This window comes from Pseudoalteromonas sp. SG43-7, assembly GCF_014164295.1.
Lineage (GTDB): Bacteria > Pseudomonadota > Gammaproteobacteria > Enterobacterales > Alteromonadaceae > Pseudoalteromonas > Pseudoalteromonas rhizosphaerae.
On sequence record NZ_JACJEY010000085.1, the window covers coordinates 1 to 11,761 of the forward strand.

Below are 11,761 nucleotides of genomic sequence, written 5' to 3' on the forward strand. Positions count from 1 at the left end.
AATTTACCGTGGGTGAATAATATCTATTAGATCACAGCGGACAGGTAGATTCAAGGTTAGAAAACAATCAAGCCGAATATGTAAAATCAGTTCCTAGAAAGAGTAATTCTACAGCCTCAACGCCCGCTTAAGGGGCAGCCAACGCTACTACCAACTTTCCGCATAACACCGTAACCACAGAAACCAACGTATAGTAAAAATCCCACGCGTTGGTTGTCCCTCTTGAACCGTTTGTTATGTGCCCGTACTCATTGTGTACTCTAAATGGCCTGTATATTCATCAACTTGCTCACTAATCACATTAAAACCTTGAGACAGATAAAACTGATAACTTGCCTGATTTTCTTTGTACACAGAAAGAGTAAGCATGACTCTTTGCGATCTTGCATGGGTCAGCAATTGCTTACCAATACCTTTACCTTGTAAGTCAGGATCTACAAATATCGCTGCCAGATTACTTTCATACAATGCGTAAAAACCAACAACTTTAGAATCCATTTCATAAACGCATATCTCTGAAGCTGGAAGGTAAATATTACGCATATTATCAACTTGGGATTTCCAAAATTCAGCTGAGACAAAATCGTGAGCTTTCATCGAAGCAGTCAACCAGATTTCAAGAATCGAATCTAAGTCATTATCGTTGTATTTTCTTATCATTTTTCACTCTACGATAGCTAAATTTATCGGGGCAACATAACGCTTTAAACAGCGGAAAACGCGAGCGCAGCGAGTGGTTTTCCGATGATTTAACTTGTTAGGATCTGCTATTGAGTTTTGCAATTCTGATCCAGCCATTTATTGGTTGCATTTTTTTCATGGGAAAGGCTTGATAGTGCGTAGAGCCTTTTCCCTGAGTCTTCATAGACAATATCGAAAAACCAAATTGCCCCATATGCTGCATCAAACCCTTTATATTTATCGTAAATCATATTTTGAGGTGTAATACAGTTAATTAAATCTATGAGGGTATCAGTAAAAATTTCATCAAATCTTTGCTGCAACTCCTCTTTAGTTAATATTTTTTGAGGCTTAATAGGTAAAGCATCATCCTTTGTAATTACTTGGGCACTACTAATATTTAATGGGAAAAAAATATAGCTACTAAATAGTTCTACATTTTTCGTCCTAACCCCTTCCTTTAAAGCATTCAAAACAGGAGCAACCTTAGCTTCAGCAGTTTCCCTATCGTAGATAGCATATGTTTGCGAGTTGCTTGGAAGTGCAAGCAGAATTAGCAGGAAAAACGTAAGTATTTGCATTAGATCCTAACGCCACAATAACCGAGCGGAGCTAAGCGTGGTATTGTGAGCAAAGCGAACCACGCTTAGCGGAGTCCGGTTGATTGTTTTGTTAGCAGTTTTTGGTGATTTCATTGAACACCCGCTCCTTAAGAATTAGAGGAGCCATAAAATCACGAACATACTTTTCTTTTTGACTTTGATCTGAATCCGCCCACCACTCAGATTCTTTTATATGCTTGTGTAGTAGCTGTGTTTCTATACGAGAATCATCAGCCTTTTGCCACTTTATCCAATCCGCAGCTTGTTTTTCATTGCTTGCAGCTACCAATTGATCAAACACTTTAAATGCCAAGCTGCCCGTATAGGGCGACCCTTGAGCCTCACGCAAACATGAATTTTGATCAAATTTAACGGCCATTAAGGACTTATGTAAAGCCAACAATTCCCAATAGTTTTCTATTTCAATATTCATACTTGATTGACTGCTAACGCAGAGTGAACCTGCGATTTAAAGTGTTGCTGCTTTTCAAGCGACGCTTTAAATTGTCAGCGTTGCACGTATTGTTAGGTGTTTGCGACATATATTCTCGGTTGAGGTAAATAATACACTCTAAACTCAGTATCTATGCCCTTGGCATTGCAATATAACCGAATAACTTTCTCATCACTCCATGCTTGAAAGGCTATCTCCGACACGTACTCTTGGTAGATATTAAATACCACGATACCTTTTGATATCAGCTTGGCACTAAATGATATATTGCCAAATGGAGAATGGGTGACGATAAGCTCACTACCATCTTCATAAATATAGATATAAGAAAACAAGCCCTCATCGGGATCATTCTCATCAGATAAACCGAATCCCTTATCAAAGAACTCTAATTCCTCTGGGTATTTATAATTCACTGCAATTTCTACCATGAGCCTAGATTACACCTAACGCTTTGAATATGGGGATTTTAGGAGCGTTTTGGCCGAAGGCCAGCGAGTAAAATTCCCAGTGAGTTTACGAACGACATTATTCATTTGTTATATGCCGATTACTCTGCAAACTTTACGTTAGCATTTGCTGAATTCAACGCAGATAACAAACCCACAACATTGAATGATGCCTCTATCGGTATCTCTACAATACCATTAGCTAACAACTTATCAGTGATTGCTTTGGACTCTTTGAGATTAAATGGCGTATTTGAGTTTATAGCCTTACTCATAGCGACTTTATTCAAGTTTTCAAAGCCTTCGATTAGAATTTTAGGCACCGATCTTCCCTAGGCATATAACAGCTTATTCAAAGGATCTAAACCCACAAGTTGCAGACAGAAAATCCTTTGAGTTTTTTAATACTTTCAGTCTAACTCTGTATCTAAATGTAAATCAAGGGATTTATCTTTGTTGTTATTTTGTTATTGTAAATCACAAGAAATAAACCCGCGAGTTGTTGAAAAAAAATTCAAAAACTGTTTATGAATACAGGAAAATAAAGCAGATAAAGACACGCGTGTCGCTCATGTTCCTGAATATGGGAGCAAACAACAGCTTGATTATTCAATGAGTTATTATCCTAAACCTATATCAACGTCAGTTTCCCACTTGAAACCATCTCTAAACTTTAATTTTCACCGTTGAGTTTCGTTGCTCTGAACCACAACCTACGATAATAAATTTTACGCCGACCTGCTTTGGTTTTTCCTAGTTCCTAGCGCCTAAATACTAGTCCCTCCCCCGAATCGCCAATAAAAAAGCGCGAGATTAACTCGCGCTTTAAAATAACTCAAAACTGTATTTTGTCTTAAACTTACCGCTTAAGGCATACAACTTATAGCTCTAAGAGCTATTCGCCCTTCGCTTTTAAATTTATAAACTCTGCCAGTTCTTCTGGTTGCCCCATTAGGGTGAAGATCTGTTGGTTAATTTCGGTCATGGTTTGCCCTTCTGGCAAGCTTGCTGACACGGTTAATGAGCTTAAGCCTTGCGTGAAGTTTTTAATCGCTTCACTCAGTTCCTCGCTGACTGGCGCTTGTTGTAGCTGCATATTGACCATTTGCTGCATTTGCTCCAGCGTCATACCTTGCTTTTCAAGCGTTTGTTCAACGAGTGCTTTAAATTCACCTTCGTTATTGAGGGCAATTTCGATGCTGCGTGGTTCAAGCTCTGCAAGCGCCTCCATTAGTAAGGTTTGTTGCTGTAATTGCTGCTCTAAAGTCGGCTGTTGACTACCTAGTTGTTGCTGCATTTTGCTCAGCGCCAATGAAGCATTCATCAATGCGGTTGATTTTGCTAGACCAAGGTTAAAATTAAGGCCTACAATATTTTTAGCATTAAGCGCAAAGTCGATATCACTATCACCTGATTTTTCATCATAGTTCATCAATGTATGAAGATCATAACTAGCAGCAGCGAGTTTATTGTTAGCGTCTGGTGGTAACTGCGCTAAAAAATGCTCACTGAAGGTAAAGTTTTTTATGCTCAACTCGGTACGAGGAGCAATTTTATCTACTTCGTATCCCGCCACTTCAATGCTCGCAATATTAGCAACCGGCTGCTGATCAAACCCAGTGATTTGCATATTTGATATTTCAACACTTTGCCCAAGCACGCTGGCCGAAATATCTTCATAACTGGCTGTTACACCCATTTGCTGGCTCATTAATGCAAGCTGACGATCAACTTCTACTTTAACTTCTTGAGTCAGTGCATGATTTGCATAGCTAACACCACCGATAGCCGCAACGACAACAACAGCAACAATTGCGAGTTTTTTCATTCTATTTCCTTATTACGATTTCTATTATCACCGTTGTTATTTAGCTTAGTCTCTAACGGCTTTAGACTTAAGATTTTGCTAAGCGTATCATTCAATAATACCTTTGATAAGGCCTAGCATAAGTAAGTGCAAATTGATTTGCACTTTTTTGAGCGTGGCTAATTAATTAAACTTAGCAGTTCATGCACTGTTTTAACTGGGGTTATTTTAGCGCCCAGCCCTTCCATTGATTTATGGTAATTACGAAATGGAATAAATATTTCGGTAAAACCATGTTGGGCAGCTTCTTTAACGCGTGGCACGCCACTGTCGATTGGCCGTACGTCACCGTTTAAACTCAGCTCGCCCATTATGCAGGTGGTACGCGGTACAACAAACTCATTTAAGCTACTGAGTAAGGCAGTCACTAAGGCTAAATCGATACAGGTTTCGGTTTCATCAATTCTCAGCCCGCCAACAATATTAAAAAACGTATCATGAAAGATTTTGGTTTTAGTGTGCTTGCGTAAAATACCAGTGAGCATTTTTATTCGGTTCATATTTAAACCTACGCACACTCGCTGTGGAAACTCCGCCTCGGTTTCGGTAGTTAAACATTGTATTTCGAGCAACAAGTTGCGGTTACCTTTTCGAATGCAAGTAATGGTTGAACCGGGTGAGTCGGTACTTGATCCCGATAAAAATATTTCACTGGGGTTATCAACACTTAGCATACCGCGTTCGCACATTCTAAAAATGCCTACAGTATCAATGTCACCAAAGCGGTTTTTATTGGCGCGCAAGGTACGTATTTGCCCATCGTTAGTGTCGATATGTAATAACGCATCAACAATATGCACTAAGGTTTGCGGCCCCGCTATTTCATTATTTTTATTTACGTGGGCAATGATAAACATAGTGACGTCGTTTTGCTTACAGTACTGTGTAAGCGCTTGCGCGGCACTTTTAACTTGTGACGGTGAACCTGGGCTGCCGTTTGCGGTATCAGTAACAACTGCTTGAATAGAATCGATTACTGCAAACTTGATGTTATTTTTTTCAAGCTCGTCGATAATGGTTTCAACACTGGTTTCTGATAACAAATACAGTTCGTCTGGGTTGTAATCGAGCTTTAAACGATTAACACGGTTTTTAAATTGCGATAACGACTCTTCTGCGGTGCAGTAAAGTGATGGCATACGCTGTGACATGCGCGCGACTAAATCCGATAATAAAGTCGTTTTACCTGCTCCGGGATCGCCTGAAATAATATTCACAGAACCTGTGGTTACGCCACCTGATAATACTCGGTCAAGTTCACCAATACCGGTTAGTTGCTTTTCGGCTTCGGTGGTTGCGATGTCATTAATTTTTTTCGAGCCACCGCCAACGCCACCAGCATAGCCGCCAACAACGCTGCGCGTTGCTGCTTTTTTAGTTTGCCCTGCTGAGGGCTTAAATTCGGCTAAGGTATTCCATGCGCCGCAGCGACACTGTCCTTGCCAGCGTTGGTAGTTCATTCCGCATTCGGTGCAAACAAACTCTATTTTTGCTGCTTTTGCCATTAACTTTTGCCTACCTTCGTCATTTTGAAATCATTTATGTCCATACTAGGATGATCTTTAATTTATTGTTACGTTATCGTGCGCTGAATATTGACCTTGCCAATAAGGCAATTCAACGCCACAATCGAGATATATAAAAAAGCAAGGTTTATCACTTTTACTTTAGGGCATATTTTTTGCTTAATCTTTTTAGCTTGGGCTTTTTTGATTAATAAACTAAAGTAATGAGCCATTTATTTGGCAATCTCATAATAATAAAAATTAAAGATGGTAACTCATTACACCGCACATGCTGCAAACCAGCAACCAAGTGAGTGTGTAAATACATGTGCAGTATACCAACTTTTTAGAATAGACGGTGATGGTTTTATAAATGACTGAAGACACTCTGCTTAAATATGAAAGTTTAGTTGATGAGCTTAAATCATATTTAGGTAATGCCAAATTTGACACGATCTTTAAATCGAAGACAGCGGGTTTAACAAAACCTGAGCAGTTCTTGATCAAGATGGAAATGTCGCGCTTGTCGCAACCTATCGCCCGTTTTATTGATTTACGCGGCCAAGTAACAGGCCAAGTTAAACCTTATGAGTATGAAGGCAAACAACACTTTATGGATGAAACCGCTATTGCGGTATTTGAACAAGCCATAGAACGCCATGGTGGTTATACCCTTGCTGTTTACGAAGCTGTAATGAACACCGATAATAACCATCGTGTAATGCAAAAAAAAGCCGCTGAACAAGCTAAGCAACCTGAGTTACAGAATGAACAAAAATTAGATTGCCAGGTTATTAAATTTGCCTCTTATGAAAGTCGCCGTGAAGAACGGATGAACTATTCAATCAAAATCACTGTAGAACTCAACAAAGACAACACCATTGCAGCAACCACCTCAGATATATCTTTAAGTGGCGCAAAAATAAAGCTCTCACCGCGCTATCAAGTCAAAAAAGGGCAGTTATTAGGACTGCGTTTAGTCGGTCTTGAGCAAGATTTTGAATTAGGTTTAAAAAACGGCATTCAATATGAAGTTGTTGCAGTTGAGAAAATCTCTGCGGAATTTAATCATATTCGCTTAAAACGTACTTTTATAGAAAATAACGCAAAATTTGATGAGTTTTTAGAAAGCTTTATTCACGGCAATAAGCGTCGCTATAAAGTAAATTTAGATAATACTTTAGATGCCGTCGTCTCAAAAGGCTATGAGCAGTACTATATTCCCCGGGTGACTTCGTTATTTACTTTTTTTAGTTTGCAAAACGATAAACTCTACCCAAGTTTAGTGCTGACCACTGAAAACAATATTTTTATTCAGCGTTATTTTTGCGATGAGCGAAAGCTGTCATGTTTATACACTATTTTAAATCAGCAACGTTTAAGTCAGTTACTAAGTAACCCAGCCCCAGTTAAAGAAGAGTATTTATACACCTTTACGCACGTGGTTGCTGGAAAAGTATATTATTACTCAGCAACACGCACGGAGTTGACTGCAGAGCCGCAATTAAGCGCATTATTTTTTGGTTTTGGTAGCCAAAAAGAAAGCTGGCAATGTTTTAAAGTACAGTTAATGCCAAGCCATCCAGAAGATTCATTTATTCCATTAAGCTTACCAAATACCGCTGGCAAAGATATTGAAAAATTAAACAAGCCACCAACGCCTCGCGTACAAGGAATGATCAAAGACGTAAAATATCTAGTGATTTTAACAGCAGTCGGAACAGACGTTGAACGAGCGCATTATCAAAGTTTTAGTTACGATAAAAGTATAGTTAATCAGCTCAAGCACTTTGGCCATGGCAAACATAAAACCCCACCAAAGCTTGAAACCGTGGATTTAGAGTATGTAAACCTACGCTCTCACAAACGCTATTTGTATAAAACCGATGTAGTATTAACAACTCAGGATGAGCAAACACATACCGCTCATAGTCGTGATTTCTCGGTGATGGGGTTGCAAATTGAGTGTGACCAACCGGTTACTTTTCAAAAAGGTGAAGTTGTTGAATTAAGCTTACCTGAGCTGCAAAAAATAACCAAAAAGCACACGCTGAGTAAATTAAAGTACGAAGTGATGGCGGTCAGTAAATCGTTCACCACTATCAACTTAAAAGCCTTACGTATTGTTGATAACCCACACGAAGGGGTGAAATTTTTTACGCAGTTAATTGAAAATAATAAAGATAAACTAAAAGTATCTGAAGAAGCGCCAAAGGTGCCAGGATTATCGACAGCGCTGCGAAATATGGTAACTAAAAGTGTCTGCCAATTTCCGTTTTATTTACATAAAGAAGCTGCACATTTTAAAACAGGAGCAATTGGTCAAGGCTTGTACCCGAGCCCATTGCATATTATTTTGCAAAACTATGGCTTGCTTAATAATACCACCAGCATTGATGCTTTTTTATCGCCAGAGCAGCTCAATGGCGTGATCACACCGCTTATAAAAGATCGCAGTCGTCAAGATCCTCCTCTACCTTTCACTTTATTTATTCGTTTTGATCCTAAAAAACCGACCATTAAAGACGCTATAAAAAGCAAGTGCAGTGCTGGCGAAGATTATGCCCCACAGTTACTCTTTTTAAAGAAAGGTCTCAAATCTGAGTTGATCTTTATAATGCGTATTTATATTTCACGCACTGGCCGCCCTGATACCGATTACTTATCTAACGAGTTAAAATACGTAAGCCAATATGCATTGCACAAAGCAAAAGATCTTGAAGAGGCACTGTGGGCAGTAACAGGTGTTGGTGACATGGTTGATGTAACAGATGAAACGCTTAGTCATTTGGACTTTACCGCAGAGCTGGTAGACCAAATGAATAAGCGCAAGCAGACTTGGCTTAAACGGCTAACTTAACTCCGTTACTTAATAACAGGAATAGTTAATAAATATAACAGTTGTAATAGCGAGCCTTGGCAAATTGCAGCTTGGGCTTGTTCAACAACTTTAGGTTTACCGTGTACGGCAACACCGAGTCCTGCCGCAGCCATCATGGTCAAATCATTCGCACCATCACCAATCGCCACTGTTTGTTGCGTAGGTAAATTTAATCGTTGCTGTAATTGGCTCAACACCACGGCTTTTTGCTGCGCATCAACAATCATGCCTAGCACTTTACCTGTTAACTTATTATCTTTAAATTCCAAAACATTGGCATGTACTTCGTCTAGTTCAAGCAGTTTTTGCACTTGTTCAGCAAATGGCACAAAGCCACCTGAGGCAATGGCTAAATACCAATTATGCTGCTTTAGCACTTGGCATAGCGCTTTGATCCCAGGCATTAATGGTAAACTATTTTTTAGTTCATCAATTAAGCTTTGCTCAATACCCGCAAGTTTAGCGACTCGTTGATGTAAGCTTTCACTAAAATCTAACTTACCAGCCATCGCTTGTGCGGTTACCGCTGCGACATCATCATATACATCAGCAAGCCTTGCGATTTCGTCAATACATTCAATCGTAATGGCGGTTGAGTCCATATCCATTACTAATAAACCAGGCTTAGTTAAAATCGGTGGCTTACTAACTTGTACAAGTTGAAATCCCAATGGATGGGCAAATTCATTCAGTACCAAAGGATTAATGCTTGGACTTAGTGTCTCGCTGTAAAAACACAGTGCGGGGCTTAAGTTTGGCTCTGGTTGATAACGACAAAATGCACTGACAATAAACTGCTGCTGAGCTAAAAAGTTAATTATATTAGCTAGTTGTTGGCCGCTAAAGTCCCCTGCAAAAGCAATACTAAACATTCCTTGCGGATCAGTTGGTAAGCTTGTTGGTACTAATAAAGCATCTTGATAGTGATACCACATACCTAACGACAACTGTGCCGATAACTGCTCTGATGAAAGGCTCGCAAAGCGCTCCAATGTCATGATAACTCCAAAAATGATACTAATGTCTCCCCTGTAAAATAACAATTATACCAATCGGGTTAGGTTATTGGTCATTTATAGCGACGGATAAATAGAGTGATAACAAGGCATAAATTTTATATGTAGTTGTTCTACATAAAAAACTTATAACGCCGTTAGCGCTTTATTTAGCACGCTAGAAAGACTAAATATTTAAGTCGATTGGTATTAATTCGCCATAAAGGGGGATTTAAGGTTATAGTTACGCTTAGTTGTAACATCAAAAACAAAAGCTGTCAGCAGCGTAAACGGTGACTATGAAAAATAACCATCTTAAAAACCCTATTTCAGCATCTCTTAGGCAACGCCTAGTGCGATTAAGTATTGCTGCGGCATGCTTTGTATTGCTGACTTGGGTTGCTGTTAATGGTAGTTTTCAAAGCCACCAGTTGCTTTATGATAGTGCCGACAGCACAGCAAAAAGCTTAACTCGTTTTATGGCTCTCAATGCCAAAACGCCGCTACTTGAAAAAAACAAACCTGAATTAACAGCCTTATGTAACAGCATAAGCAAAGATGAGTTTGTACTGGCTGCAACGATTTATGATCAGCAAGGCATACTTATCGCCAGTAGTGATAATTGGCAAGCTCACCATATTTTAGGTAAGCTGCCCAACTCCACTCCGGGTATTAGTAAACTTAAAACCCCGTTTGTTGAACCGATAATCAGTGATGACGATCGCCCACTAGGATTTGTTGCAATAACTTACTTGACCCGCTCAGCAGTAGCAACCAGTCATAGCAGCTTTCATGACTTAGGCCGCCAAGTATTACTAATGCTAGTGATAACCTGCATTTTTACTTGGCAATTAGGCCGTGGTTTAAAGCGCTGGCAAGTAAATCGTTATATCCGAAAAAGTTCTGAGCACGAATCATAAAGCTGCTTTTGAAAACCAGCCTTATAAGGTGTTGTGATCTGCTTTAATTGACATAACTGCTCAAACACTAGGGGTAACTGTAACGGCGTGTTTATTTGCCCTTGAAAGCCCGCTAACGGCATTGCAGGTGCATCTGTTTCAAGTAGTAAGTGTTCAGGTGCTATGTGAGCAACAACGGAACGTGTTTTTTGTGCTCGCTGATAAGTGATCACCCCGCCCACCCCGAGTTTAAAACCCTGTTTAATATAATACTGTGCTTGTTGTAATGAGCCTGAAAAAGCATGTATAACACCACCATATTTTGGCTTACAGCGCTTAAATGACTGTGCAATAAGGTCATGGCTTTGTCGATGATGCACAATCAATGGCAATTCAAGCTGATTAGCAAGATCGATATGGTGCTCAAATATCTGAGTTTGCAAAACAATATCGTCAATACTGCGGTCAATACCACACTCGCCAATAGCGACCAATTGCTGGCGATGTTGCACAGTAAACTCAGTCAGTTTGGCTAAATGACTGTGGTGATATTCTGCTAAAAAGTAAGGATGTAAACCTGCACCGATGCGCACTGCAGAATGCTGTTTAGCAAAAGCGCATAAAGAAAGAGATTGTGCCAAAGTGATCCCCGGCACGATCAATTTTTCGATCCCCAGCTGCTGACATTGCTGAATTAGCTTGGTGCGGGTGGCATCAAATTCAGTAAAATCTAAATGGCAGTGGGAATCAATAAACGCCATAATAAACTATGGGTTTAAACGTGTAATTTGCCAGCTGTTATCAGCTTGACGCTGATATATAAAACGGTCATGCAGGCGGTGTGCACCACCTTGCCAAAACTCAATTTTTGTTGGCACAACACAGTATCCCCCCCAAAAATCTGGCAATGGTATTTCGCCTTTAGCAAACTTGGTTTTCATATTAGCAAAAGTTTCCATCAACACTTTACGCGATGATACAGGACGGCTTTGCTTTGAAGCCCATGCAGCTAACTGGCTTTCTTTGGGACGTGACAAAAAGTACTTGGCAACCGCTGAAGTTGGCAGTGGTTGTGCTTCACCATAAACAATCACTTGGCGCTCCATATGGTGCCACGGAAAATGCAAACAGATTTTATTATTGCCTTTAAGCTCTTGTGCTTTACGCGAGCCGGTATTGGTAAAAAACACAAACCCGTTATCATCAAGATGCTTTAACAACACAATACGTTGCGAAGGCTGACCGATTTCATCAACCGTTGCCACCACCATCGCCGTTGGATCTGGCAGTTTACTTGCTACCGCGTGCTCAAGCCAGGTTTCAAATTGCTTGAATGGATCATCAAGTAAATTCTCTTCGCTCAGAGCATCTTGCAAATACTCACGACGGATATCTTCAAGTTTCATAAAATTCCCTCTAGGTTCTAGG

General features: G+C 39.9%; 12 protein-coding genes. 2 read left to right on the forward strand and 10 right to left on the reverse strand.

Annotated features, from left to right (window positions below):
- Positions 1–234: 234 nt before the first annotated feature.
- The 7 genes from H5200_RS21845 to radA all read right to left on the reverse strand — a co-directional run bounded on the left by H5200_RS21845 (position 235) and on the right by radA (position 5,558).
- On the reverse strand, positions 235–660 hold the full coding sequence (locus H5200_RS21845) for an N-acetyltransferase (RefSeq protein ID WP_144231923.1): 426 nt from the start codon (positions 658–660) through the stop codon (positions 235–237).
- Positions 661–767: 107 nt separating this feature from the next.
- A complete protein-coding gene (locus H5200_RS21850; RefSeq protein ID WP_182740870.1) occupies positions 768–1,262 on the reverse strand; it encodes a hypothetical protein in 495 nt (164 codons plus the stop codon).
- 91 nt (positions 1,263–1,353) lie between these two features.
- Entirely contained in the window at positions 1,354–1,716 is a 363-nt protein-coding gene (locus H5200_RS21855; protein WP_145242954.1) for a hypothetical protein, read from the reverse strand.
- A 92-nt stretch (positions 1,717–1,808) separates the two neighbouring features.
- Positions 1,809–2,168, reverse strand: coding sequence for a hypothetical protein (locus tag H5200_RS21860; RefSeq protein WP_182740871.1), 360 nt, complete (start codon positions 2,166–2,168; stop codon positions 1,809–1,811).
- A gap of 119 nt (positions 2,169–2,287) precedes the next feature.
- The gene (locus H5200_RS21865) at positions 2,288–2,509 is read right to left on the reverse strand and encodes a hypothetical protein (protein ID WP_182740872.1); all 222 of its coding nucleotides are present in this window, start codon (positions 2,507–2,509) and stop codon (positions 2,288–2,290) included.
- 572 nt (positions 2,510–3,081) lie between these two features.
- Entirely contained in the window at positions 3,082–4,014 is a 933-nt protein-coding gene (locus H5200_RS21870) for a hypothetical protein (RefSeq protein ID WP_182762616.1), read from the reverse strand.
- 158 nt (positions 4,015–4,172) lie between these two features.
- On the reverse strand, positions 4,173–5,558 hold the full coding sequence (gene radA, locus H5200_RS21875) for a DNA repair protein RadA (RefSeq protein ID WP_182719606.1): 1,386 nt from the start codon (positions 5,556–5,558) through the stop codon (positions 4,173–4,175).
- Positions 5,559–5,931: 373 nt separating this feature from the next.
- Between radA and H5200_RS21880 the strand changes: the two genes are divergently transcribed.
- Entirely contained in the window at positions 5,932–8,418 is a 2,487-nt protein-coding gene (locus H5200_RS21880; RefSeq protein WP_145235513.1) for a PilZ domain-containing protein, read from the forward strand.
- Positions 8,419–8,423: 5 nt separating this feature from the next.
- On the opposite strand, the gene serB is transcribed toward H5200_RS21880, so the two are convergent.
- Positions 8,424–9,437 (reverse strand): phosphoserine phosphatase SerB, encoded by a 1,014-nt coding sequence (serB, locus tag H5200_RS21885; RefSeq protein ID WP_182759227.1) that lies wholly within the window; start codon positions 9,435–9,437, stop codon positions 8,424–8,426.
- Positions 9,438–9,733: 296 nt separating this feature from the next.
- Between serB and H5200_RS21890 the strand changes: the two genes are divergently transcribed.
- Complete coding sequence (locus H5200_RS21890) at positions 9,734–10,354, forward strand: AhpA/YtjB family protein (RefSeq protein ID WP_145235511.1); 621 nt, start codon at positions 9,734–9,736, stop codon at positions 10,352–10,354.
- On the opposite strand, the gene H5200_RS21895 is transcribed toward H5200_RS21890, so the two are convergent.
- Entirely contained in the window at positions 10,321–11,094 is a 774-nt protein-coding gene (locus tag H5200_RS21895; protein ID WP_182759226.1) for a TatD family hydrolase, read from the reverse strand. The two genes, H5200_RS21890 and H5200_RS21895, sit on opposite strands and share 34 nt — an antisense overlap.
- A 6-nt stretch (positions 11,095–11,100) precedes the next feature.
- On the reverse strand, positions 11,101–11,739 hold the full coding sequence (gene pdxH / locus H5200_RS21900) for a pyridoxamine 5'-phosphate oxidase (protein ID WP_182762618.1): 639 nt from the start codon (positions 11,737–11,739) through the stop codon (positions 11,101–11,103).
- Positions 11,740–11,761 lie beyond the last annotated feature (22 nt).